Below are 25,667 nucleotides of genomic sequence, written 5' to 3'. Positions count from 1 at the left end.
ACGAGGGCGGAGCACGGTGTGGGGAGATGCCGAGGGAATGCTCGGCGAACTTCCGGGAAGTCCCCGCGTTCCTACCGTCGGTACGAGGCGCCTCGGTGGTCGTCCGGCAGCTGGGGGCCTCGACCGCTGATCCGTTCGCGCAGCGTCCTCCCCTGCGGCTCGTCGAGCAGCCCCCTGCGCCTCAGTTCGGGCGAGACCAGGCGGGCGAATCGTTCGAGGTCGGCCGGGCGCACGGCCGCCGACAGGTTGAAACCGTCGACGTCGGCCTCCTCGACCCAGCGCTCGAGCTCGTCCGCGACGGTCTCCGGCGACCCCACGATCACGGGACCACGACCTCCGATCGCGACGAACTCCGCCAGGTCGCGCACGGTCCACGTCTTGTCCGGGGACAGCGTCGTGAAACTCGCGAGCGCGGACTGGTTCGCGTTCGTGGTCACGTGCTCGATCTCGTCGTCGGGGTCCGCGCCGGAGAGGTCGACGCCCGTCCACCCGCCGAAGAGGGCCAAGGTGGCCTCCGTGTCCACGAGCTTCTTGTATTCCTCGAGCCGTGCCTCGGCCTCCTGGTCCGTTTCGGCCACGACGACGGTTGCCAGGCTGAAGATCTTGACGGAGTCACGGGGCCTGCCCTGTGCTTCCAGTTGGTCCCGGACCGACTGGGTCCAGGTGCGGACGAGTTCAGGCGTGCCGCCCGAGAAGAAGATCGCTTCGGCATGATCCAGGGCGAACTGCTGGCCGCGTTTGGATGCGCCGGCCTGGAACAGGAACGGCGTCCCCTGGGGGCCGGGGTGAGCAAGCGCAACTCCCGGCACGGAGAAGTACCGGCCCTCGTGTTCGATGGGGTGCACCCGGTCCGGGTCGACGACGACGTTGGCCTCGGCGTCGTTCTGCACGGCCCCTGATTCGAAGGATCCCTCGAACAGCTTGTACATGACCTCCATGTACTCGTCGGCGCGGTCGTACCGCTGGTCGTGCGGGATCTGCCCGGCCATGCCCAAGTTCTTGGCCGCCGAGTCCTGGTAGCTCGTCACGATGTTCCAGGCGACGCGGCCGTCGGTGAAGTGGTCCAGGGTGCTCAGCGTCCGTGCCAGGAGGTAGGGCTGTTCGTAACTGACCGAGGCCGTGACCCCGAAGCCGAGGTTCTCGGTCCCCTGGGCCATGGCGGTCACGACGACCAGAGGGTCCAGGAGCGGGTACTGGACGCCCCCGCGGGCCGCGGCGTCGCCGTCTCCCCCGTAGACGTCATAGATCCCGGGGATGTCCGCGAGGAAGAGGGAGGCGAATCCGCCGTCCTCGAGCGTCTTGGCCAGGTCAGTCCAGTAGCTCAACGTGTCGAATTCCTGGATCCGTGACTCCGGGTGCCGCCACAGACCCGGGGTCTGGTGGACGGGCACGAGCATGTCGAACGCGTTGATGAGAAGGGGACGGGTCATCGGTTCTCCTTGACGGCAGTCCTCACCGGATCCGCGGCCAACAGCGCCGCGAGGATGGAAAGAACCACGAGTACGGTCAGGTAAGTGGTGATCAGCCAGGGGGTCTCGCCGCCCCAGGCATAGAGCAAGGTCGCGGTGAACGGCATGAGGCCGCCACCGATGAGGGTTCCGAGCTGGTAGCCCATGCTCACCCCGGAGTACCGGACTTCCACGGGGAACTGCTCGGCGAACCACGCGGCCTGTGGCCCGTAGACCGAGTCGTGGGCGAAGACGAGACCCACGATGATGATGAGCGGGAGGGTCGAGAAGCTTCCGGCGTCGGCGGCAAGGAAAATGGCCCAGCCGAAGACGCCGATCGCAGCGTACCCGGCGAGGGACACGGGCCGTCGACCGACCCGGTCCGAGACCCACCCCCAGAAGGGCCCGGACACCAGCCCAATGGCCGAGGCAATCATGACGGCGGTGAGCACCGGCCCGGACCCGCGCTGCGTGTCCTTGAGGTAGGTCAGCAGGTACACCGTGACCAGATAGTAGATCCCGTTCTGCGCGACGCGGAGGAAGGTGGTCACGGCCAGCGCCCGAGGGTACTTCTTGACCATGGTCCACACCGGCGCCCGTTCGGTCTGCCCTGCGCCCTTGATCTCGGTGAATTCACGAGCATCCGTGACGCCGAGACGAATCCACAGGGCCACCAGCACGAACACTCCGGAGGCGAGGAAGGGGAGCCGCCACCCGAAGGAAGCGAATTGCTCGTCCGTGAAGACGCCTTGGACGATCGCGTAGAGCCCGGTCGCCAGGAGCATTCCCCCGGCGGAGCCGATCTGTGTGAATGATCCGAAGAATCCACGGAGTCCGGTCGGCGCATGCTCGACGCTCAGCAGCGCGGACCCTCCCCATTCCGCGCCCGCGGACAGTCCCTGGAGAATGCGCAGGGCCACCAGAGCGATCGGGGCCCAGATGCCGATGGCGTCAAAGTTCGGGAGCACGCCGATGAGGAACGACGAGACCCCCATGGTCAGCAGCGAAACGACCAGCAGGGCCTTCCGCCCGACCCGGTCCCCGATGTGCCCCGCGAGGATTCCGCCGATGGGGCGCGCGAGAACCCCGACGGCGAGGGTCGCGAACGAGGCGAGCAGGCTGATCAACGGGGTCGACCCGTGGAAGTACTGGTTGTTGAAGATGATCGCGGCGGCGATCCCGTAGAGGTAGAAGTCGTACCACTCCAGGGTCGTACCGGCGAAGGCGCTGCCCAGAACCCGGACGGGACGGGACCGGTTCACGGTCTCCTGGGGACCGGGGGCGGCGTCGAGGGTCTGTTGGGTCATGCCGTTGTGCCCTTCCTCGACGTCGCGTCGCCGATCGCATTGAGCCCTTCGGGCAGGGTCCCGTTGATCCAGTAGTCGCCCACGGCGCGCGCGCGGAAGGCAATGGGATTGTGCGTGGCGACCGTCTGAGCATTTCGCCAATGACGGTCCAGGCCCTTCGACCGCGACGTGGCCGAGGCCCCACCCGTGAGGAAGAGCTCCTGGGCGGCGCCGAGGGCGGCCTCCGGCACGCTCACCTGCGCATGCTCGACCGCAACCTCGGAGAAGGAGAGCGCTTCCGGGATCCGGGCACCGAAGTCCGGGTCATCCAGGAATTCGGGCGACGCCGCCCCGGCCGCCTCTGCCGCAGCGATACCGTCATCGAGAATCCTCGCCGTGTGGGTCACGACTGCTTCGGCGGTGTAGGCCTTGGCCGCGATTCTCCCGGTCGCCTCCTGGATCAGGGGGTCCTCGCGGAAAGGCAGCCCCGACCCCGTGTTGAAGGTGCGCGCCCTCCGGGCGACTGCCCCTGCGGCGTCGTCGCGGGCCGCGCGAGCGATACCGGCCATGACCGCCAGAAGCACGAGCTGGAAGAAGGCCGCCTCGTGGATGGCCTCGGGGGATCCGGTGACCCTGTCCAGGACCCCGTGCTCTTCGACGGGGACGTTCTCGAACGTCGTCGTGCCCGTGCCGGTCAGGCGCTGCCCGAAGCCGTCCCAATCGTCGGCGATACTCACCCCGGGGGCGTCCGTCCGTACGACGGCGAAGCGGCGACCCTCACCTTCCTCGAGCGACGCCGAGACGCGGGTGCAATCCGAGAAAATCGTCCCGGTGGTGTAATACTTCTCGCCGCGCACCCGCCAGCCTTCCGGCGTGTGCACGAGTCGGGTGTTCAGGGTGCCCAGAGAGTTGCCACCGATCTCCGTCGAGGCGTTGCCCACCGTCTCACCCGCCAGGACACGCGGGTACCAGGCGGCCTGGATCTCCGGAGGCTGGAACCTCAGCGACTCGACGAACCCGTAATGCGACCTGTAGACGTGCGCGACGTTGGCATCCGCAGCGGCGAGGTCGATCAGGAGACGGGTGAAGGTTTCGATACTGGCACCGGGACCACCGTGCTCCGCGGGGACTCTGAGCGTGCTGAATCCAGCGGCCTCGAGTCGCCGGAATTCCTCGTACGGGAGACGCCGCTCGACGTCGCGTTCCAACGACCCCTGCGCAATGCTCTCGAAGAGCGGGGCGAAATGTTGCGCCAAAGAGGGGTAATCGCTGGGCAGGCTCGGTATGTCCGTCATGGGGCCTCGTTTCTCTGGGGACGAACCATTTAGGTCGAGGCTAGGAGAAACAGCCGTCATCAAGACAGGCTGTGTCCCGCCGTTGCGGGCATGACGCCGCATGTCGCGTCCGTTTCGTCTCGCGGCGAATTGTTACCGGGGTGGGTCGGGGTTTCGGGGGCGGCGGTGTGTGGGGCGAGGCGGGGCGGGGCGAGGGTCGGGGGTTCCGGGTCGGATCGACGCCGCCGAGGTGGCAGTCTCGTGCGGCCCCGGCCCGCGAAGTGGCAGCCCTGAGCGGTTCCACCCGCGAGGTGGCAATTTTGGGACGAATTCGAGCCTAAAACCGCACCAGATTGCCACCTCGGCACAGATTCCGCACAGGATTGCCACCTCGACCCCGACACCCCCGATCCCAGCCCGCGAAGTGGCAGTCCTGAGCGGTTCCGCCCGCGAGGTGGCAATTTTGGGACGAAATCGGGCCGAAAACCGCACCACATTGCCACCTCGGCACGAATTCAGCACCAGATTGCCACCTCGGCCCTGGCACCCTCGGTCTCAGCCCGCGAAGTGGCAACCCTGTGCAGCTCCGCCCGCGAAGTGGCAATTTTGGGACGAAATCGGGCCGAAAACCGCACGAGATTGCCACCTCGGCACAGATTCCGCACCAGATTGCCACCTCGGCGTCAAAACCGCACAGGATTGCCACCTCGACCGGGGAACGGCACAAAACTGCCACCTCGTGCCCCGCCCGGCTTCGTGTTCGGCAAGTCCGACGCCGCCGCCGGCTCGAACCCGGCCTCGCACCCAACCTCGGGCGCACCCAACCTCGGGCGCGCCGGCCAGGCTCGCACGCCCACGACCCTCCCCCAGTCGGCGATTGTCGGGCGACCGCGCATACTGGAGACATGGAACACAGCAATTGTCCGCAGTCGCTCCTGAACCACAACACTCTGGTCATGCAACAGGTCACCGGCTTCATGTCCAATGATTTCCAGATCCTCGATGATTCCGGTGCGGCCGTCGGCAACGTCGCCACGACCAACGACGCCGGCCCGCGGTGGCTCATCGGGAGTCGCTCCTTCGCCGTAACGGAAGCGGACGGCCGATTCCTCATGGGGGTCACCGACCCCATGGACTTCATGCGCGACACCTACGAGCTCTCGGACGCGTACGGCAATCAGTTTGCGCTGATCAAGAAGCGGTTTTCCATGATCGGGCTGAGAGTCGAGATCCAGATCGGCGGTGGGTCCACCATCTTGCTCAGGGGCAAGCCCTTCGGCATGGAGTTCGTTGCCGAGGTCGGCGACGTCGAAATCGCCCGGACCACCCGCCGATGGGCCGGCCTCGGCCGAGGAATGCTGGGACACAGCCGCTACGCGTTGGACATCCGGCCGGACGTCACCCCGCTGGACCGCATGGGTCTGATCGGCGGCATGATCGCGCTTGACCTCATACGCCACAAGGCATCGCAGAACAGTTGAGTCCGCACAGACCCCGCCGGTCGGACGGGTAAGGCCCCATTGCCCGGGCACCCTCTGGTCCGGGAGACATCTCGCCCGGGCAGCCCATCACCCGGGCAGCCCCTGGTCCGGAAGACATCCGCCCAGGCAACCCATCGCCCAGGCAGCCCATCACCCGGGCAACCTCTTACTCGGGCAACTTCACGACCTGGCCCGCGAAGGTGAATCCTCCGCCGAACCCGAGCAACAGTGCGGTGCCGCCCCGGGGCAGGTCCCCGCGGTGCCAGTACTTGGACAGGCCGAGGGGAACGCTCGCGGCCGAGGTGTTCCCGGATTCGATGACGTCCTTGATGACGATCTGCTCGTCGGTGGCCTTGAGCGCCTTGGCGAGGGGCTCGACCAGGCGGAGATTCGCCTGGTGGAAGGCGAAGACGTCGATGTCGCCCAGGCCGAGCCCGGCGGCGTCGAGCACCTTGTGCGCCTGTTTGGACGCATCGGTGAATGCCCAACGCATCACCTGCCGACCGTCCTGGGAGAAGTATTCGGGGTCGCCGTCGATCACTACGGCGTCGGCCATCGAGGGGACGGAACCCCACACGGTCTGGCTGACGAGCGGCTCCTCGGATTTCTGCAGGACCACGGCCCCGGCTCCGTCGGCGGTCAGGATGCAGGTTCGACGATCGGTCCAATCGGTCACGGTGCTCAGCGTCTCGGACCCGATGACGACGGCCGACTCGGCACTCCCGGCGCGGATGGCCTGGTCGGCGATGCCCACGGCGTACTCGAATCCCGAGCACGCGGTGTTGACGTCCATGATGGCCGGGGACGTGAAGCCGAGGCGCTGGCTCACGCGGCCGGCGGTGTTGGGGCTGCGGTCGGTCGACGTCGTGCTCGCGACGACGACCAGGTCCACGTCCTCGATACCGGCATCCTCAAGCGCCATACGTGCGGCGGCCACCGCCAGGTCGGCCACGGTCTCGTCCTCGACGACGCGCCGCTCGACGATCCCGGTACGTTCCTGAATCCACTCGTCGCTCGTGTCGACCATCTTGGCGATGTCGAAATTGGTCAGGACCTTCTCGGGCTGGTAGTGACCGAGGCCGGTGATCTTGGAGCCGTGCTGGGCTGAACTGGATGCAATGGACATAGTCAGAATCCTACTGCTTCCACGCTCCCGGCACGGCTCCGCGACCGACCGATCACTTCATCTTTTCGGAGACCCGCTCGATCAGCCCTTCGACGTTGCGTCGGGTCCGCTCGGCTCGTTCCTCCGGCGCCAGCGTCTCCTCCATCTGACGCACACCCTCTGGTTTCTTTTTTCCCCAGGTGTAGTCGGAACACTTCAGATCGGAGCAGATGTAGGTTCCGATGCTGTTGTAGTGCTCCTTGGTGCTCTTGGATCGCTGGATGGAAAACATCGAGACGCCGCTGCCCGGATGGAGCGTCATGCAGAGCTGGCACATCTGCGCCCCTCCGCGCGTCTTCTGGTCGTTCTTCTGAAGGACGAGGCCTCCGAGCCCGTTCTCGGTCTCCGCGACGACATAGGCATTCTGCGGTGCCTTCGGGTCGATCCATCCGAGGAATATTTCGGAATCCCAGTCGGTCTCGGCAAGACCCTTGGGAACGTTCAGCCGCTGGGCCGCCCCCTTGGAACAGTTGATGAAACTCTTGCGGATCTCTTTCTCGCTGTGCTGCTGCATGGTCAGTACCTCGTTGGTCTGATGGCGCGGGGACACCACGGTCGGGGTCCCGCGCGGGATTGGATAGGTGCATCCTGCCTGGATGGAAGCCCAGGGCGACGCCGTTCCGTGACTCGTGGTCGGACGGCGCGGCCGCGGCTGGGCGTAGCGGGGAGTGTTCTGGCGACGGCCTGGCGACGGTCTGGCATCGAGGGACGCTGCTACGTCGTCGTCACGGCATTGCTGCGGCGGGGCGAAGACGTCGGGCGTGTCCGGCCGGGTGCCGAGGTCTGTGGAAGCGAAAGGCTCCCGTCGACTGGCCGACGCGGCGGGCCCGGGCGACGCGCGTTCGATGTCGGTTTCCGCGCTACGTCCGCTCGCTGGAAGCGGCGGACTCTCATCGGGCAGGTTCGATCACGGGTTGCGCTGCTCGTGGGAGCGCAACCCGTCGGAGCGGGGCTATCTGGTGCCGACGGTCAACCCGCCGGCAACCTCCTGACGCCACAAGGCATCGATACCTGACCTGGTCATAGTGCCATTGTCGCATTCCTAGTCAAGGCGGGTGCTCACGGGGTCAAGGCGGGCGCTTCCCGGGTCAAGGCCGGTGCTCACGGGGTCCAGGCCGGCGCTTCCCGAGTCAAGGCGCCCTCGATTCGCGCCAAGGCCCACGTGCGAGGGGGTTACCCGATCGGGAGGCGTCAGCCCCTGTTAGGTGGAGGTTCAACCGCCTCCAAACAAGGTTCAGCGCCACCCTTTCGGGTAACCCCCACCCAGCTGCCCGAGAATGACCGCTCGAACGACGTCGATCCGTTGGGTAAGTGCCACCCCATCGGGAAACCGCCACACAACTGCCGCAAGTCCGCTGCGCGGGGCCGCGGACTCGCCGCGCGAACGACGCCGAGTCGTCGGGAAACCGCCTCTCCATCGGGTAACCGCCACTCAACCGGCCCACTTCGGCCGTAAGCGCCACCGAACGGGACTCCTCCACCAGCCACCCGGCCCCCGCCCACCCGAGCAACACCCCCACCAAGCCCCTGCCCCGCCACACAACCACCCGGCCCCGCCCCACAGTGACAATTCGCATAGTCGAGCAACAAACTTTACTTCTCAAGTAATAATTAGCGAACTTTTCTTTCCCTCAAGGAATCCACGTGTCAAACACCCTGGGGTCGGGCGTTTTGCCGGGTAGAACGCCATGTTCACCTCTGCTAGCTTCTCTGAATGGATTCATCCCCTATGGTTAGGCTTACCTAAAATTGAGTGCAGTCAATACAGTGAAGAGGGGGCGTCTGGATCTCCTGGACGCGAACTCGACGGGTGAATACGTCGACCTCGTCTCGGACATGGCAGGCCGCGTCGCCGGCCGTCTCGGCGCGGCATCGGCCCCCGCAACCTCGACGCCGATCGACGAACTGCGGCGCCGCGTCGAGGACATCGACATGGATGCCGAACCCCTCGGCGGGCAACGGGTCCTCGAAGAAATCGACCGGTTGTTCCTCCAGGAGGCGGTCTGGTTCCACCACCCGGACTACCTCGCCCACCTGAATTGCCCGGTGGATGTGAACGCCGTGGCCGCAGAGACGGCGTTGGCCGCGGTCAACACGTCGGTGGACACCTACGACCAGTCCCGTATCGCAACCCTCATCGAGCGGAAACTGATCGACTGGACCACCGGCAAGATCGGTTTCCCCCAGGGGGACGGGGTCTTCACCTCGGGCGGGACGCAGTCGAACATGCAAGCCCTCTTCCTGGCCCGCGAGGCAGCACTCCACGGTTTCTCCGGGCGCCAACGCAGCGAACGACAGTCCCGACTCGTCATTCTGACCAGCGAGGAGAGCCATTTCAGCGTGGACAAGTCGGCGCTGCTCCTGGGCCTCGCCGACGACGCCGTGATCACCGTCCGGTCCGACGTCGAGGGACGCTTGGACCCCGCGGCACTCGAGGAGAGCCTCAAGGGCGCACTGAACGCCGGGAAGGTCCCCATGGCCATCAGCGCGACGGCCGGAACCACGGATCGGGGAATGATCGACCCGCTCCCCGACATCGCCAGGATCGCCGAGCGATACGACATCTGGTTCCACGCGGACGCGGCCTACGGCGGGGCGCTCCTGCTCTCCCCCACGCGCCGGGATCTCCTGTCCGGGATCGAGCGGGCACGGAGCGTGACCGTGGACTTCCACAAAGGGTTCTTCCAGCCCGTATCCTCCTCCGCGCTGCTGCTCCGCGACCCCCGGGACTTCCGTCTGGGCACGTGGCACGCCGACTATCTCAATCCCGAGGAATCTGACGAGCCGAACCAGGTCGACAAGTCCCTTCAGACCACGCGCCGATTCGACGCGCTCAAGCTGTTCGCGACACTCCGCGGAACCGGGGCCGACGCCCTGGGCCGGGCGGTCGACCGCGTCGTCGATCTCGCGCACGAAGTGCACGAGGTGGTCGAGAAGCATCCCGATCTGCGTCTCGTCTCCGGATCGGACCTGTCGACCGTCGTCTTCCGGTGGCAGCCCGAGGGAGTGACCGATGTCGACGCCGACGCCCTGGTTGCCCCCATCCGACGCCACTTCCAGGAGGCCGGCAGCCTGCTCGTCGCGAAGACGGTCATCGCCAACCGGCCCTGCCTCAAACTGACCCTCCTGAATCCCGGCGCCGAACTCGATCGCATCGCCGAGCGCCTCGAGGAGATCGCCGCCACTGCCGCACGGATGCACGAGCACACCACGCGCCCGACCCCCACATACGAGGAGAGCCTGAATGACACGAAGTGACCCCGCAGAACGCGTCCACGACCTCATCGGGATCGGGATCGGCCCGTTCAACCTGGGACTGGCCTGCCTGAGCGAGCCGCTCGACGACGTCGATGCCCTGTTCTTCGACGAAAACGACGACTTCGCCTGGCATCACGGAATGATGCTCGACGACGCCACGATCCAGGTGCCCTTCCTCGCGGACATGGTCTCCATGGCCGACCCGACCTCCAGGTACTCGTTCCTGAATTGGCTCAAACAGACCGGCCGGCTCTATCCCCTCTACATCCGCGAGGACTTCCACCCGCTCCGCCGTGAATACGACGCGTACTGCCGCTGGGCCGCGAACCAGCTGTCCAGTCTGCGCTGGCAGCACCGCGTCGAATCGGTCGAGTACCTCGAGGACGACGACGTCTTCCGGGTCACGGCGCTCTCCCCGCAAGGAGTCGAGAAGCACCTGGCCCGGAACGTCGTGACCGGCATCGGAACCGGCCCACGCGTCCCGGAGCCCCTCCGCGGCCTGGACCGGAACACTCGACACTCCTCGCGATTCCTGCACGAACGAGAGGATCTGCTCGACGCCGAGTCGGTCGCCGTCGTCGGCAGTGGTCAGTCGGCCGCCGAGATCTACCTCGACCTCCTGAACGCGCAGAAGGACCACGGGTACCGTCTCGACTGGATCACCCGTTCGCCTCGGTTCTTCCCGATGGAGGACACCAAGCTGACCCTCGAGCTGACCTCCCCCGAATACGTGCGTCATTTCCACGGCCTTCCGGAAGAAATGCGCGACCGGTTGGGACGCGAACAACGCGGCCTCTACAAGGGCATCAGCATGAGCACCATCGACGAGATCTACGAAACCCTGTACAGGGAATCGGTCGACCGCACCGTGCCGACGACACTGCTGGCCAATACGGCCGTCGTCGGCTCGGAGTACGACGCCGGCAACGACGAGGTCCGCCTGACCCTGCGCCACGAGGAGACGGGCGAGACGTCGGAGCGCACGGCCCAGCAGCTCGTCCTGGCCACGGGCTACGCCCCGCGCGACCCGGAATTCCTCGAACCCGTCGAGAACCTCATCGCACGGGACACGGCCGGGCGGTTCGACGTCGACCTGGAATTCCACGTCGACACCCTGGGTGGCCGCATCTTCGTGCAGAACGCCGAGGAGCACACGCACGGCCTCACGGCGCCCGATCTCGGCATGGGCGCATGGCGCAATGCCACCATTCTTCGACAGATCACCGGCCGGGAGGTCTATCCCATCGAGCGCAGCATCGCGTTCCAGGACTTCGGTACGTCCCAGGCCAAGGAGGACATCAAGTGACCACGACCCTCGACACCCCCCAGCACGGCGAGCAGATCACGGGCTCGCTGACCTTCCGTCCCGTCGACCCGGACGCAGATTCGCGGATCATCACCGACTGGCTGACGCACCCGGCGTCGCACTTCTGGGACATGCAGGAGACCACTCCGGAGAAGACGCGGGCCTACCTCACCGACATCGCCGCGGACGACGCCCAGAACGCGTGGCTGATCCACGACGCCGACGAGCCGATCGGGTACGCCGAAACCTACGATCCGGCCCGCGTGCTCCTGAGCGAGGTTTTCGACGCGCGACCCGGTGACGTGGGCATGCACCTTCTCGTTGCTCCCCCGCCGGAGGACCGGTCCCGTCGCCGAAGCGGCCTGACCGGGCGCGTGATGCGCGCCGTCCTCGACCACTGTGTCCGGGAGCTGGGCGCACGGCGCGTCGTCGTCGAACCCGACGTGCGCAATCACGCGATCGCAGCGAAGAACCGCGAGGTCGGCTTCCGAGTGCTCCGTCACGTCGACCTCCCGGGGAAGGTCGCCGCGCTCAGTATTGTCGAGGCTGACGACGCCGGCCGGCCCCTCGCCTCGGACCCCACGCCCCATCTGCACCCCGAGTCCATGGATGCCGCGCAACGCCACGTGGTCACGAAGGCCCTGGCCGAATTCAGCCACGAGCACCTGATCCGACCGACCCGGATCGAGAACGACCTGTGGGAGCTGACCCTCCCCGACGGTTCGGTCTACCGGTTCTGCGCCGAGGTCCTGCCCCTCAATCATTGGGTCATCGACGAAGGTTCCGTCACCCGGCACGCCCAAGGCAGTGCGGAGGGCCTGCCGCTCGACGCGCAGGAGTTCGTGGCGCAGTTGCACGAGACGCTCGGAATCCCGGAGAAACTCCTGGGAACCTACCTTGAGGAACTCGCCTCGACCCTGGCCAGTGGGGCATTCAAGAACTTCCGTGGTGGCCCCACCGCGCACCAGTTGGCTCTGGGCCGGAAGGATGTTGACGTCGCGGCGGACTTCCAGCAGACGGAGTCGGCGATGACCGAAGGTCACCCGTGCTTCGTTGCGACCAATGGCCGCATCGGGTTCGGTCTGGACGAATTCCGCCGCTACGCCCCGGAGGCCGGTGCACGCTTCCGCTATGTCTGGGTGGCCGCACACCGGGAGCACACGACCCTGGAGGTCTCGCGGGCGGGCACCGAGGAGACGCATTGGGCCGACGAGCTCTCGACCGAGACCCGGCGCGAGTTCGCCGATCGCCTGACCGACCTGGGTCTGAGCCCCGAGGACTACGTGTGGATCCCCGTGCACCCGTGGCAGTTCCAGCATCGGCTCGCGGTGAGCTTCGCCCCGGACATCGCCGCGCGCCGCCTGGTGGTCCTGGGTGAGGCATCGGACGAATACCAGCCGCAGCAGTCGATCCGTACGGCCTTCAACCGGGACCACCCCGCGAAGTCGTACATCAAGACCGCCCTCTCGATCCAGAACATGGGCTTCCTGCGCGGACTCTCGCCCGCCTACATGCGTGCCACCCCGGCGATCAACGACTGGGTGGCCGAGCTCGTTCGCGGGGACGAGCTCTTCCGCGAACTCAACTTCGACGTGCTGCGCGAACACGCGTCGATCGGCTACACGGGCGACGCATACCACGTGACCGAGACCAAGTCCGACCAGCAGAAGATGCTCGCGGCCCTGTGGCGCGAGAGCCCTCTGCCGTTCCTGGACGAGGACGAGCGCATTCTCTCGATGGCGTCCCTGCTCCACCGGGATGCCCGCGGCAGGTCGGTGGTCACCGAGTTGATCCGTGCCTCCGGGACCGACGCTCGGACATGGGTCCGCGAGTACCTTGCCGCCTACCTGACACCCGTCCTGCACTCCGTGGAAGGGCACGACCTGGCGTTCATGCCCCACGGGGAGAACCTGATCCTGCGGGTGAAGGAGGGCCGCGTCGTCGGAACCTTCATGAAGGACATCGGAGAGGAGGCGGCGATCATCGGCGATCGTGACCTGCCGGAAGAGATCTCACGGATGCGCCACGTGATCGACGACGACGAAGCCGCTCAGCTGATCTTCACCGACGTCTTCGTGGGCGTCCTCCGGCACCTTTCCGGAATCCTCCACCGGGACGGTGTCCTCGATCATGCCGAGTTCTGGTCCCTCGTGAGGGAGAACGTGGACGCGTACCGGGCCCGCGGGCTCCCGCGTCGCCGTCACCTGGATCTTGAGGTTCCGGAGTTCCGCCACTCGTGCCTCAACCGTCTCCAGTTGCGGAACACCCTGGAGATGGTCGACCTCCAGGACGCCTCGGGCTCCCTGATTTACACAGGGAGCCTGAGGAATCCGATCGGTTAGCCCTGGGCCGAGTCACATGGGGCTCAGCCCCATCTGGCCCGCCCGGGTGTAGAAGCGTGCGGAAACCTGCTTGGGCGCCAGGTCGTCGCTCTGGACCCAGTCGACCGAGTAGAAGGTCGAGACCATGTCCTTGGGGGTCACGGTCACGTGGACGTAGCCACGACGGCCGTCGTAGTGCTTGACGTAGGGATGCTGGGTCCAGTCCGCGGTGTGCTTGTCGGTCACGGCGCCGTCGCCGTCCGAGGCGATCGAGCTGCACACGAGTTCGACGCCGGTCGTCCGGCTGTTCGGGTCCGCATAGTCGGCCTTGAGCTCCGCGGCCACGTGCTTGTGGATGTCCCCCGCCAGCATGACCGGGTTGGAGGCCTTGCTCATCGCCTCGAGCATCCGGGTCTGGGCTGCGGGATAGCCGTCCCACATGTCGACCTTGTCGGGCGAGATCGGGGAGAGGACCACCCCGTTGGCCAGGATGTTCCAGGTCGCGGAGCTGGTCCGCAACTGGTTCGCGACCCACGCTTCCTGGTCGGCGCCCAGGATCGTGCGCTGGGGACTCGTCCGATCCACCTCGTCCACGGGTGCCGGGTCACGGAACTGCCGGCTGTCGAGCAGCGCGAATCGAATCAGGTTCCCGACGTCGATCGACGTGGTGATGTCGCTCGTGTCGCCCTGCGGGAGGGCCTCGACGTCGAGCGGCATGTTCTCGTAGAAGGCCCGGTAGGCCGCGGCGATACGGGTGCGGAAGTTCGGGTCCGGGGTGGACACCGCCGGGGTCTTGCCGGTGTAGTTGTTCTGCACCTCGTGGTCGTCCCAGATCACCGCGGCGGCCGCCCGGGCGTGGACGTCCTGGAGGTGCTGGTCGGTCTTGAACAGGGAGTACCGGAGCCGGTACTGCTCCAGGGTCACGGCCTCCACGGAGTGCGCGGGCCCGACGTCGGCCCCCTGCCGCCACATGTTCTCCGGAGTGATCCCGTATTCGTAGATGTAGTCGCCGAGGAACAGGACGAGATCGAGGTCCGGTTCCTGGGCGAGGTGTTTGTGGGCCATGTAATGCCCGTGGTACCAGGCCTGGCAGGACACGAAACCGAAGGAGAACGTCGAGACCGAAGTCCCGGCGGCCGGCAGGGTCCGGAACCTGCCGACCCGGCTGATCTGGTCGCCCACGCGGAACCGGTAGAAGTACTCCGTGCCGGGCCGCAACCCGTCGACCCGCGGGTGGACGGAATGGGCGAGATCGGGTTGGGCGAGGGCCTCGCCCTTCTTTTCGACGCCGACGAAATTCTGGTCCCGCGCCACCTCCCACGTCACGGCCACGGGACTCTGCGGCATCCCGCCGCTTCCGTCCTCGGCCAGAGGCTGCGGGGCGAGTCGTGTCCAGAGGACGACGCCGTCCGGCCTCGGGGCGCCGCTGGCCACCCCCAAGCCGAACGGTGCAGTCAGTTGCGGATCCGGGGCCGCGACGGAAGCCTCTGCCCGGGGAAGATTCATGCCCAAGGCGAGAGCGGTTGCGGAGACTCCGCTGAGTTGGAGCAGCTTTCGACGGCTCAGGCCTTGGTGCGACGATGGCGATGCGTGATGCACGGGGTCATACCTCACTGTCGTGTGTACTGGGGGATTGACCCGATCAAGCTATCCGTCGAGGTTTTCGGACAGGCAAACATTGGGAACGTATGCATTCATGGCGCTTTCACCTGGCCGTGGAGAGTTCTTGTATGGGCGCGAGGCCGGGCCGGCGTGCTCCGGACCATGCCGAGGCTGTGAATTCCCTCCAGGTTCGATAACGATCGAGTTACGGTCTGCTGACGACGCAGCCCATCGGCGTCGTGGTTCTCCCTTTTCGTCCCGGCCGTTCGCGGGTTATCAATCCGTGACCGACCGAACGCCACCATCACGGTCTCGTCTACCCCCGAAAATCGTGCGATAGCGTGAAAACGTCCTGCTGAGCCGCAAGGTTTCCGGGATCCATCGACAAAGGAGAGATGAAAAATGACCCGCACTCAGGTAATCAGCCGCAAGGTTTCCATGACAGCCGCTGGTGCCGCATTGGCCCTCTGCGGGGGAATGCTGGCGATGGGTCCGGCACACGCAGAGACTCCTGCCGCAACCGATGCCGGCGCGGCGCAGGATCAGGGCACCCACCAGGCGGAGGCCACCCAGCAGAGCGGTCCCGAGGTCATCAACCAGGCCGTACTGGTCAAGTCGGTCACCGATCCCACGGTCTACTACCTGAAGGTTCCCAGCCCGAACGGCATCGGTGAAGCGCCGGCGCCGGATGCGACCTACAGTGTCGACATCACGGTCGGCGGCCAGACCGAGCACTTCACGGTCGCCTCCGAGAACGGCCGCCTGGATCTCAAGGATTCCACGCTGGTCCAGAGCGCCCCGTTCGAACCCTTCGTCAACGTCAGCTGGGTCGGCTGACGCCTCAAGCCAGAACCACACTGAGGGCCGGCGCGGAACATGTTCCGCACCGGCCCTCTTTCACATCATTCATGCCGTAGGAGCGGCTTCCGCTCGCGGGACGATGACGGAGTCGTCCGCGGGCGGCGTCAGGCCTTGCGCAGGGTGATCTGCCAGCTCGCGTCGCCCTTCTCCCGGAAGTCGGTGATCTCGTGACCGTCCTCGGCCGCCCAGTGGGGGATGGCCTCGGTCGCCTGGGTGCAGTCGAAATCGATCACCAAATGGTCGCCGGAGTCCAGGGTCGTCATGACGTCCTTCGCGTCGATCAGCGGGAAGGGGCAGACGGCACCCAGGGAGTCCAAGGCGTAGTACCCGTTCCCGAGTTCGCGCAATGTCGACGAGGCCTGAGTTTTCTCCTTGATCCCGACGGCGTCGGGGACCGCGGCGAACCCGCCGAAAACCGCAGAACCCGACGTCGTCCCCGCCCGTCCGGTGCCGACCCCCGCCGGTTCGGAACCGACCGATCCCGAACCGATCGGAGCCGGATCGATCGACCGTCCGTCGGAGGCCACGATCAGGGTGTTGTCGAGGCTCTCGCTGGTCGAGTACGTGCCGTCCTCCGAGCCTGACGCAGCGGTCGAAGTGGTGACCCCGTCGGTCCCGGTGGCGCCGCGAGAAACGCGGGGCGACGTCGTCGGGCGAAGCCACAGCCTGGCCCCCAGTCCGACGCCGAGGGCGATGAACACGAGCGAGACCCACCCCTGGAAGGTGAAGAGGCCCGTCTGAACCATGCCGTTGCCCACGGTGCATCCGCCCGCGAGGGAGGCCCCGACGCCCATCATGACTCCGCCCGCGACGGACCGGGTTGCGGTCCTGGCATCCGGCACGCGGACGCGGAATTCGCCGCTGGCCTTCGCCGCCACGAAGGCCCCGACGAACAGGCCGAGCACCAGCATGACGCCCCAGTCGATCGAGCCGCCGTCCCCGGTCACCACGAACTTCACGATGTTGGAGGACGGAGTCGTGATGCCGAGTCCGTCATTGCGCCCAGTGGCCGCGGAGAGCGGCCAGGCAACGACGCCGATCAGGCCGATCAGAGCGCCGGCCGTGTAGAAGTGCAGCGGCCGCTTCCAGCGCGGGCGGTTGCTGGGTGTTGCCGGTTTGGCGATCCGACGCTCCTTGAGCAGGAAGTGCCGAACCATCAGGCCCGCCACCACGAGCACGAGGATCGCGAAGACCCACGGCGAGACGCCGAGGGCGGCGGGTACGGTGGTGAGGCCGGTGTCCCACTGCTTCATCCAGGTGGTGAATCCGCCCAGGGCGCCCTTCTTCATGGCGGCGGAGGACACGGCGTACATCGCCAGGGCGATCCAGGATCCGACCAGCCCTTCGGCCGCCCGGTACCACGTACCTGAGGCGCATCCGCCGGCCAGAACGATGCCCAGGCCGAACATGAGGCTTCCGACGACGACGGCGACGGGCGCGAACCCCTCGTACTCGGGGGAAATCACGCCGGCCGAGGTCAACGCCGCGATGCCCACGCCGTGAACGGCGATCACGACCATGAGTGCCGTGAACGTCCGCCACGAGCGTTGGAGGAAGATGTCCCTGAGCATGCCCGTCACGCAGAAGCGTCCGCGCTGCATGACGATTCCCAAGAGGGCGCCGACAACGAGTCCGGTGAGGATCATAGTGAACTGTCTGCTTTCATTCGGTGCGTCGATTGATCAGGTTGAAAGTACGCGCGCCCGGCCGACGACGTCGACAGTTCGGTAACCGGACGTCATTTGGCGACCGGGACGACTCCGGTGATCGGAACGGTCAGAGTCTGCGGCTCGAAACGCACGGCGTAGCGGGTCACGGGCGTGCGCCGGTCGGAGAGCACGTTGGCCCCGAGGAGGAACAGTCCGCCGAGCGCGAGCGCCGCCGCGATCCAACCGGTCGATGCCCAGGTGCCACCGTTCGACATCGCCGTTCCCGCGAGGAACGGGCCGAGAGCGTTTGCGAGGTTGAACGCGACGTTGTTCATCGCGGCCGCCATGGTCTGGGCGTCGCCCGCTGCCATCATCAGCCGGGTCTGCAGGGGAACGACCATTCCCCCGCTGGCTCCGATGAGGACCATCGCGATCCCGGTGACCCAGGCGTTGCCGATCCCGACGGCGTAGAGCACCGCCGAGAGCCCCAGAAGCACCTGGAAAGCCATCGCGGCGGGCAGCAGGATCTTGGCGTGGATGAACCCGGCGACGTAGCTACCGACCGTCGAACCGACTCCGTAGAGCATGAGGATCAGGGACATCGCCCAGCCGGGGCCCGCGTGGGAGCCCTCGAAGGCCGAGCTGAAGTACGAGTACACGGCGAAGATGCCGCCGAACCCGATCGCCCCGGTCACCAGGGTCAGCAGGACCTTGGGATTGGTCAGTGCGGACAGTTCGACGCGCGAGTTCGTTGCCTTGTTCCCGGCCTGGTTCGGCACGGTGTTCCACAGCATGCCCAGGGCGATCGCGGAGATGACACTCATCAGCACGAAACTTGCGCGCCAGCCGCCGAATTGCCCCACGAGGGTGAACAGCGGGACGCCGACAATGGTTGCCACGGTGATTCCCATTTGCACGGTGCTCACGGCGCGGGCCTGCTTGGTGGGCAGGTTGATGCTCGAGGCCGTGACCATGGCCAGGCCGATAAAGGCTCCATGGGGAATACCGGAAACGAACCTCCCCGCGACGAGCCAGGACATCGACGGCGCCGCCGAGACGAACAGGTTCCCCGCGGTGAGCAGGAGCAGAAGGGCCAGGAGCAATGGCTTGCGAGGCCATTTGGCGCCCACGGCCGAGATGACCGGCGCGCCCAGGACGACGCCGAGGGCGTACGCGGTGATGATGTGCCCTGCGGTGCCCTCGTCGACGCCCATCTCGGAAGAGATCGACGGCAAGAGAGTCATCGAGGCGAATTCGCCGACCCCGAAGGCAAAAGTACCGACCGCCAGCAGGACGGTGACGAGTCGAGTATTGGATGAATTCCGATTCAAAGTGAACATACGGCTTGCCGACATGATCCCTCCCTTCTCAAACAATGTGGGCGGCCGCGAGAACCCGCGACCTCGCAGAACAACTGCGAGCGCGGGGGGTTTATTTCTGGTTCGAATGAAATTTGGGTGTGAATTCGGCCATTGTGTCGGGGGCCACCGATTCCGACGTCGTGCGCGGCGGCTCGGTCGGCCGCAGATGGCCGGCATGAGAGTCATCCGACGAGCCCAAACGCCGCGAGTAGGGTGGAAGCCATGCTCCGCCCCATTTTCTGGCCGGTTATCGTGCCTTCCCTCTTGTTCGCGATCGGGGTGGGGTCCACCGTCCCGGTGCTGATCCTCTCGGCGTTGAGTCTGGGCGCCGGCGGTGCTCTGGCCAGCGCCGTCGTGTCCCTGATGGGCGCGGCGAGCCTCATCCTGACGGTGCCGGTGGGCGTGCTGATCGACAAAGTGGGCGACCGCCGGGCCATGATCTTCGGAACCGGCGCTGCCGTGGTGGTGACCGGCCTGTTGGTGCTCTCCCTGAGCGGCTCGCTTCCTGACCCGTTCGCCCTGGTCATGTACATCGTCCTGCTCATGCTGCTCGCACCGGTCCAGGACATTTGGAGTCTGGCCCGGCAGGCCGTCGTCGCCGACAAGATGCCCGCGATGCACATGGGCAAGGCCATGACGGCACTCGGTGGGACACAACGTGTGGGCAACCTGGTGGGGCCGATGATCAGTGCAATGCTTCTGCTGTGGTTCCCGCTGTGGTCGGTCTACGTGTTCAGCGCGATGTGTGCGGTGCTCGCCGTCGTCGTTCTGTGCATCCCCGCCCTCAACCGCGGATTCGATGCGATGGAATCCACGAGCACCGCGACGACGCCGACCGCCGCCCTCGCCGACCCGAACGAACCCGCGCCCCGGAAACTGCAGGTTCGGTGGAAGGCCGTGCTCCTGGCCGGTATCGCGGTCACGATTCTCTCGATCGCCCGGGCGGCCCAACCGACCCTGATCCAGCTGTGGGGCGTCCACATCCACCTGCACGAGTCGGGCATTTCCTTGCTGGTCGCGTTGGGGGCGGCGCTCGAACTGGTCCTGATGTTCCCCGGCGGGTACATCAAGGACCGCCTCGGACGCACTGCCGTGCTCATCGTGTGCCTGGTGGTCTTCGGTGGTGGATTCCTGATCATGAGCATCCAACCGGTCCTGGTGTGGACGATCATCGCCGTGGTCGTGATGGCCGTGGGCAACGGTCTGGGTGCAGGGGTCAATATGACCATCGGCGCCGACCTCAGCCCCAAGGTCGGACGGGCCAGGTTCCTGGGCATCTGGGCCGTCTTCAACAATTCGGGGAAACTCGGCGGGCCCGCGATCGTGGCCCTGTTGCTCAGCCTTGCGTCACTGCCCCTGGCCGTGGTCGCGACCGGGGTGCTCACGATCCTGGGCGCCGTGTGGGCCGGGGTCTTCGCCCGCTCCATGGACCTGCCGAAGGGGATCCAGAAGCGCAAGGCCTGAGGCCGGGTCGGGGGTGGCGCGGGGGCCGCGGGGGGCCGGGGTGCCCGCGCCGAGGTGGCAGTTTCGTGCGAGGCCCTGCGCCGAAGTGGCAGTTTCGTGCGAGCCCCGGCGTCGAAGTGGCAATTTCGTGCGAGGCCCTGCGCCGAGGTGGCAATCCCGTGCAACATTCCCGCCGAAGTGGCAATCCCGTGCGATTAAACACCCCGATTTCCGCACAAAACTGCCACTTCGGCGAAGAAACCGCACGAAAATGCCACCTCGAGGGCAGTGTCACGGCCGGGCGCTCGAAAAGTAGGTGCGACGGGCGGTTTCGACGCTGACTGCCGCCTGCATTCTTGAGCGGCGGCGTTGGCAACGGGTATTCGGCCATCCTCCGCTCCTCCCCCAGGGCGTCCGAGCCCGACGCCGGCGCCGAAGTGGCAATTTCGTGTAGCCCCGGCGTCGAGGTGGCAATCCCGTGCGACATTCCCGCCGAAGTGGCAATCCCGTGCGACAAACACCCCGATTTCCGCACAAAACTGCCACCTCGGCGAAGAAAGCGCACGAAAATGCCACCTCGGCGCTGGAACCGCACAGACCTGCCACCTCGAGCCCTGCCCGCCCCCGCACCTGCCCCGACCCCGACCCTCGCGTCGGTGGCATCGACTCGAATTCCCGTTAGCCTCGAAGACATGCCGCATTCCGAACCACGCCCCGACCAGCACGGACCCACGAACCCCGCCGACGACGCCCCGCCCGCACCACGTCAGCCCGCGACCACCAGTCGGTCCGCATCCGGCCCCCATGGCACCGAACACCCCGCCGATCGCGCCGCCGAACACCCCACCGAACGCCCCGCCGGTTCCCGGTCGCGAGGGGGCGACGTCGTCGTCAGGGACGCCCACCTGCACAACCTCCGACACGTCGGTACCGCGTTCCCCAGGGGAGCTCTCGTTGCGTTCACGGGGGTCTCGGGATCGGGGAAGTCGTCGCTCGCGTTCGGGACGATCCACGGCGAGTCCCAACGGCGCTACCTGGAGTCGATCGCCCCCTTTGCTCGCCGATTGATCGGCAGCACGATGGACCCGCGTGTCGAGTCTCTGACCGGACTTCCTCCGACGGTGGCGCTCGAGCAGCGGACCAGCGGCGGGGGCGCCCGCTCGAGCGTCGGCACCATCACGACGCTGTCCAACGGTATTCGTCTGCTTTACTCTCGTGCGGGTGAGCACCCGGACGAACCGCTCGAACGCGGATCCGCCCTGCACGGGGGTCGCCTGCTCGCCGAGGCGTTCAGCCCCAATACCCCGGAAGGCATGTGTCCGCAGTGCCACGGCTCGGGCGTTCTTCACGAACCCACGGAACGCTCGATGGTTCCCGACCCCCGTCTGTCCATCAACGACGGCGCGATCCAGGCGTGGCCCGGAGCATGGCTCGGCAAGAATTTTCACGACATCCTGGCAACGCTCGACGTCGTCGACATGGACCGACCCTGGGGCGAAATACCCCAGGAAACCAGGGACTGGATCCTGTTCACCGAGGAGCAACCGGTGGTCGAGGTCCGCCCGGTGCGCGGCGTCGATCAGGCCCAGGGCACCTACAAGGGCCGGTGGCGTTCGGTCAACAGGTACCTGCTGCAGACCGTGGAGCAGGCGAAGTCGGAGAAGACCCGGGCCCGCGCCCTCCGCTACTTGGACACCTTCGAGTGCCCGACCTGCCACGGCCACCGCCTGAACCCCGATGCGCTCACGGTCGACTACCTGGGGTTCAAGATCTACGAGCTCAACGCCCGCTCCGCCGAAGAGGCCCTGACGCTGCTGCAGCACAGGTGGGCGGAGGTCCTCGACGAAGCGGACACACCCGAGGTCGAGGCGGAACGTCTTCTCCTGCCCAATGTCGTTCCCGTCCTGGAGACCATGGTCGGGCTGGGGCTCGGTCATCTGAGCCTCGACCGCCCGGCACGGACGCTCTCGACCGGGGAGATGCAACGGCTCCGGCTCTCGGCCCAGCTGCGGTCCGGGCTCTTCGGCGTCGCCTATGTTCTGGACGAGCCCTCGGCCGGCCTGCACCCCAGCGAGAAGGGTGTTCTCCTGGACCTGTTCGAGCGGTTCATCGAGGACGGCAATTCGTTGCTCCTCGTCGAGCACGACATGCGCTTGGTCGAACAGGCGGACTGGGCCGTCGACGTCGGGCCGGCGGCCGGTGTCGACGGCGGACGGGTCCTGCACTCCGGGCCGGTGCGCGATCTCGCCGACGTCGCCGAGTCGAAGACCGCGCCGTACCTGTACCGGCCCCTGCCCGATCCGCGAACCTCCGACGACGCCCGGGACGCCACGAGCCACGTGACGCTGCGCGGTGTGACAGCGCGGAATATCCGAAACATCGATGTGTCCTTCCCCTTGGGAACGTTCACGGCACTGACCGGTGTGTCCGGCGCGGGCAAGTCCACGCTCCTCAGCGAGGTCCTGGCCCCGGTTCTCCGAGACAGCGCCCGTTCGAGCGTGCTCGAGAACGACGACGACCCGGGCGAGTCCGCCGCGATCGACTCGGTGTCCGGGGCCGACGTCGTGGACCGCCTGGTGCAGATCACCCAGAAGCCCATCGGGCGCAGCCCGCGGTCGTGCCTGGCCACATACACCGGCCTGTTCGACCGTGTGCGCAAGCTCTTCGCCTCCACCCCGGAGGCCGAGGCGCGCGGTTGGGGCATCGGCAGGTTCTCGTTCAATGTGACGGAGGGCCGTTGCCCCACCTGCCAGGGCGAGGGGCAGATCGAGGTCGAACTCGTGTTCCTGCCGGGCAGCTACTCTCCGTGCCCCGACTGCCACGGTGCCCGGTACAACCCGGAGACGCTCGAGGTCACATGGAACGGGAGGACCATCGCGGACGTCCTGGATCTGTCCGTCCGTGACGCACTCGACTTTTTCGACGAGGACAAGAACGTGTCCCGCTCCCTGCGGGCACTCAACGCCGTGGGTCTCGGCTATCTCACCCTGGGCCAGCCCGCCACCGAGCTCTCCGGCGGCGAGGCCCAGCGGATCAAGCTCGCCACGGAACTCCAGCGGGCACCCCGCGGGCACACCGTCTACCTGCTCGACGAGCCGACCACGGGGCTGCACCCCGCGGACACTGACCTCCTGGTCGGCGAACTCAACCAGCTGGTCGACCAAGGGAACAGCGTGATCGTCGCGGAGCACGACCTGCGGGTCGTGGCCGGTGCGGACTGGGTCATCGACATGGGGCCGGGCGCCGGTGACCGCGGTGGACGAATCCTGGTTTCCGGTGCCCCCGCCGACGTCGCCGCGTGCGAGGAGTCCGCGACGGGACAGTGGCTGCGTGGTCAGGGCTGACGGCGAGCGCTCGCCAGCACGCCACGATCCCGGCCCTGACGGCACGACTCACCCGGCCCGGCGATTTATTTCCTGATGTACCGGAGCAGAAGCTCGTCCTCGGACCGGAGCACGGAGGCGAGGTCCATATGCGTCGGGATGGACGACTCCGAGGCAGAGATGCGGCCGGCCCGTCCGCCCATCAGCTTCGGGGCCATGGTCAGGCACAGTTCGTCCACGACGCCGGCCTCGAGGAACGAACCGAAGACCCGGGGGCCGCCTTCGCCGTGGATCCGCGTCAGTCCGCGGGAGACCAGGTGCGCTCGCACGATGCGAGGATCGATGGCCGCTCCGCCGGGGATCGAGGCAATGACGACGTCGGCGACCTCCGCGAGTGCGTCGCGGCGCGCTTCGTCGGCGTCGGCAGACACGAAGACCAGGGGCCGGACGGGTGCCTGGGAGAAGGTTTCCGACTCCGGGGACAGATCGGCCGACCCGCTGATCAGGGCGAAGACGGGGTGGTCCGTGAGACCGTGGTCCGCCCTCCACCGGGTGGCCTCCTGTGGGAGGACCATGGCTCCGTACCCTTCGTCCCGCACCGTTCCGGCACCCACCAGGACGACGTCGGCCAGGTACCGCTGGAGTTCGAAGACACGGAAGTCACCCGGGCCGCCCAGACTCCCCGACACCCCGTCGACCGCAACGGCGCCGTCCAGGCTGGTCACGAAGTTCATGCGCAACCAGGCCCCGTCGTCGGCGGTCCGCGGCGCGTAGAGGGTCAGCAACTGCTCGTCGGTCAGTTCCTCCCGCGCGGTCGGAAACAACTGGTCGATGCTCATACGTTTCCTCCTGGCTGGGCGTTGTGCTCGACGCGGACGGGTTCCCGCCACCCGACGACGGCCTCATACATGCGAGCCGCGTCCACGGCGGAGGCGACGTCGTGCATCCTGACGATCCGCGCGCCTCGTTCGATGCACGCCATCATCGCGGCAATCGATCCGTGGATGCGTTCTCCCTGCGGACGGTCGATGGCCTCGCCAATGAAGTCCTTGTTGGAAACTGCCGCCAGCACCGGAAGGCCGAGCCCGACGATCTCGTCGAGCCGGCGCGTGATCTCGAGCGTGTGAAGGGTGTTCTTGTCCAGGTCGTGCCCGGGGTCCAGGATGATGTTCTCACGGGGGATGCCCGCCTCCACGGCCCGGTCGACCCGCTCGGCAAGGAAGGCGCGGACCTCATCGACCACGTCGGCGTACCTGGCCGGCGGCTTCTCCTCGCGCGGCCTGCCCGCACTGTGAGTGATGACGACGTGCGCCCACGACCCGGCGACCGTCGCCGCCATCCGGGGGTCGGAGAATCCGCTGGTGTCGTTGATGACGGATGCGCCCGCGGAGGTCGCCGCCTCCGCAACCTCGGCACGGTACGTGTCCACCGAGATGACGACGTCGCTCGCAGCCGCAACCTGCTCGATCACCGGCACAATGCGCTCGAGTTCCTCGGCGGAGCTGACCGCGGGTCCGCGTCCAAAGGGGACGCCACCGATATCGACCCAGTCGGCACCTTGTTCGGCGGCCTGCACCGCGGACGAGACGGCGGCGTCGATCTCGTAGGTTCTGCCGCGGTCGTAGAAGGAGTCCGGCGTCCGGTTGACCACCGCCATCACCGCAATCTGCTTCTCGAAGTCGAAGCTTCTGCGTCCAATGATGTGCTCAGACATGGGGTCCTTTGCGTGCGGGTGGGGGTCGGTCCATCGGGTCAATCCACAGTGTAGACCGTTCCGCGCTGGTCCGGCGCCTCCACCGCATGAACCTCATGCCACAGTCACACTCACACTCACACTTTTAGGAGTGTGAGTGTGAGACTTTCAAAAGTGTGACTATGAGTGTGAGTCT

17 protein-coding genes are annotated in these 25,667 nt (G+C 66.7%); 7 read left to right on the top strand and 10 right to left on the bottom strand.

The features are described from left to right. Positions 1-71: 71 nt before the first annotated feature. Genes ACTSLZ_RS02310 through ACTSLZ_RS02300 form a run of 3 tightly spaced genes read right to left on the bottom strand, consistent with a single transcriptional unit; the run spans position 72 to position 4,029 of the window. Positions 72-1,430, bottom strand: a complete 1,359-nt coding sequence (locus ACTSLZ_RS02310) for an LLM class flavin-dependent oxidoreductase (protein ID WP_443095578.1) — start codon at positions 1,428-1,430, stop codon at positions 72-74. Next, the gene (locus ACTSLZ_RS02305) at positions 1,427-2,755 is read right to left on the bottom strand and encodes an MFS transporter (protein WP_443095577.1); all 1,329 of its coding nucleotides are present in this window, start codon (positions 2,753-2,755) and stop codon (positions 1,427-1,429) included. Before ACTSLZ_RS02305 ends, ACTSLZ_RS02310 begins: the two co-directional genes overlap by 4 nt. Then, on the bottom strand, positions 2,752-4,029 hold the full coding sequence (locus tag ACTSLZ_RS02300) for an acyl-CoA dehydrogenase family protein (protein WP_443095576.1): 1,278 nt from the start codon (positions 4,027-4,029) through the stop codon (positions 2,752-2,754). Before ACTSLZ_RS02300 ends, ACTSLZ_RS02305 begins: the two co-directional genes overlap by 4 nt. 884 nt (positions 4,030-4,913) lie before the next feature. Between ACTSLZ_RS02300 and ACTSLZ_RS02295 the strand changes: the two genes are divergently transcribed. Continuing rightward, the gene (locus ACTSLZ_RS02295; protein ID WP_443095575.1) at positions 4,914-5,489 is read left to right on the top strand and encodes an LURP-one-related/scramblase family protein; all 576 of its coding nucleotides are present in this window, start codon (positions 4,914-4,916) and stop codon (positions 5,487-5,489) included. A gap of 166 nt (positions 5,490-5,655) precedes the next feature. Here ACTSLZ_RS02295 and ACTSLZ_RS02290 read toward each other — a convergent pair whose 3' ends face one another. After that, positions 5,656-6,615, bottom strand: coding sequence for a beta-ketoacyl-ACP synthase 3 (locus ACTSLZ_RS02290; protein WP_129316476.1), 960 nt, complete (start codon positions 6,613-6,615; stop codon positions 5,656-5,658). Between the two features lie 52 nt (positions 6,616-6,667). Continuing rightward, positions 6,668-7,168 (bottom strand): FBP domain-containing protein, encoded by a 501-nt coding sequence (locus ACTSLZ_RS02285; protein ID WP_443095574.1) that lies wholly within the window; start codon positions 7,166-7,168, stop codon positions 6,668-6,670. A 1,253-nt stretch (positions 7,169-8,421) separates the two neighbouring features. Here ACTSLZ_RS02285 and ACTSLZ_RS02280 point away from each other — a divergent pair. Genes ACTSLZ_RS02280 through ACTSLZ_RS02270 form a run of 3 tightly spaced genes read left to right on the top strand, consistent with a single transcriptional unit; the run spans position 8,422 to position 13,560 of the window. Next, on the top strand, positions 8,422-9,912 hold the full coding sequence (locus ACTSLZ_RS02280) for a pyridoxal phosphate-dependent decarboxylase family protein (protein WP_443095573.1): 1,491 nt from the start codon (positions 8,422-8,424) through the stop codon (positions 9,910-9,912). Then, positions 9,899-11,218, top strand: coding sequence for a lysine N(6)-hydroxylase/L-ornithine N(5)-oxygenase family protein (locus tag ACTSLZ_RS02275; protein WP_443095572.1), 1,320 nt, complete (start codon positions 9,899-9,901; stop codon positions 11,216-11,218). Before ACTSLZ_RS02280 ends, ACTSLZ_RS02275 begins: the two co-directional genes overlap by 14 nt. Next, a complete protein-coding gene (locus ACTSLZ_RS02270; protein WP_443095571.1) occupies positions 11,215-13,560 on the top strand; it encodes a GNAT family N-acetyltransferase in 2,346 nt (781 codons plus the stop codon). Before ACTSLZ_RS02275 ends, ACTSLZ_RS02270 begins: the two co-directional genes overlap by 4 nt. Before the next feature lie 12 nt (positions 13,561-13,572). On the opposite strand, the gene ACTSLZ_RS02265 is transcribed toward ACTSLZ_RS02270, so the two are convergent. Then, positions 13,573-15,138, bottom strand: coding sequence for an alkaline phosphatase D family protein (locus ACTSLZ_RS02265; RefSeq protein WP_443095570.1), 1,566 nt, complete (start codon positions 15,136-15,138; stop codon positions 13,573-13,575). A 405-nt stretch (positions 15,139-15,543) separates the two neighbouring features. Between ACTSLZ_RS02265 and ACTSLZ_RS02260 the strand changes: the two genes are divergently transcribed. Then, positions 15,544-15,978 (top strand): hypothetical protein, encoded by a 435-nt coding sequence (locus ACTSLZ_RS02260; RefSeq protein ID WP_443095569.1) that lies wholly within the window; start codon positions 15,544-15,546, stop codon positions 15,976-15,978. Positions 15,979-16,106: 128 nt separating this feature from the next. On the opposite strand, the gene ACTSLZ_RS02255 is transcribed toward ACTSLZ_RS02260, so the two are convergent. Together ACTSLZ_RS02255 and ACTSLZ_RS02250 are read right to left on the bottom strand one after the other, a co-directional pair. Continuing rightward, entirely contained in the window at positions 16,107-17,648 is a 1,542-nt protein-coding gene (locus ACTSLZ_RS02255) for a YeeE/YedE thiosulfate transporter family protein (protein WP_443095568.1), read from the bottom strand. Between the two features lie 92 nt (positions 17,649-17,740). Beyond that, positions 17,741-19,006: an MFS transporter gene (locus ACTSLZ_RS02250; protein WP_178980549.1), complete on the bottom strand. Its 1,266-nt coding sequence runs from the start codon at positions 19,004-19,006 to the stop codon at positions 17,741-17,743. 228 nt (positions 19,007-19,234) lie between these two features. On the opposite strand from ACTSLZ_RS02250, the gene ACTSLZ_RS02245 reads away from it, so the two are divergent. Next, a complete protein-coding gene (locus tag ACTSLZ_RS02245) occupies positions 19,235-20,476 on the top strand; it encodes an MFS transporter (protein ID WP_443095567.1) in 1,242 nt (413 codons plus the stop codon). A 671-nt stretch (positions 20,477-21,147) separates the two neighbouring features. After that, positions 21,148-23,799 carry an excinuclease ABC subunit A gene (locus tag ACTSLZ_RS02240; protein WP_443095566.1) on the top strand — a complete coding sequence of 884 codons (2,652 nt, stop codon included), beginning with the start codon at positions 21,148-21,150 and terminating at the stop codon, positions 23,797-23,799. Positions 23,800-23,864: 65 nt separating this feature from the next. On the opposite strand, the gene ACTSLZ_RS02235 is transcribed toward ACTSLZ_RS02240, so the two are convergent. Then, positions 23,865-24,617: a pyrimidine reductase family protein gene (locus ACTSLZ_RS02235; protein ID WP_443095565.1), complete on the bottom strand. Its 753-nt coding sequence runs from the start codon at positions 24,615-24,617 to the stop codon at positions 23,865-23,867. Beyond that, positions 24,614-25,492, bottom strand: coding sequence for a dihydropteroate synthase (folP, locus tag ACTSLZ_RS02230; RefSeq protein ID WP_443095564.1), 879 nt, complete (start codon positions 25,490-25,492; stop codon positions 24,614-24,616). Before folP ends, ACTSLZ_RS02235 begins: the two co-directional genes overlap by 4 nt. Between the last annotated feature and the right edge of the window lie 175 nt (positions 25,493-25,667).

The organism is Rothia koreensis, assembly GCF_052232265.1.
Taxonomy (GTDB): Bacteria; Actinomycetota; Actinomycetes; order Actinomycetales; family Micrococcaceae; genus Rothia; species Rothia koreensis.
This window is presented reverse-complemented; position numbering and strand designations above follow the sequence as displayed.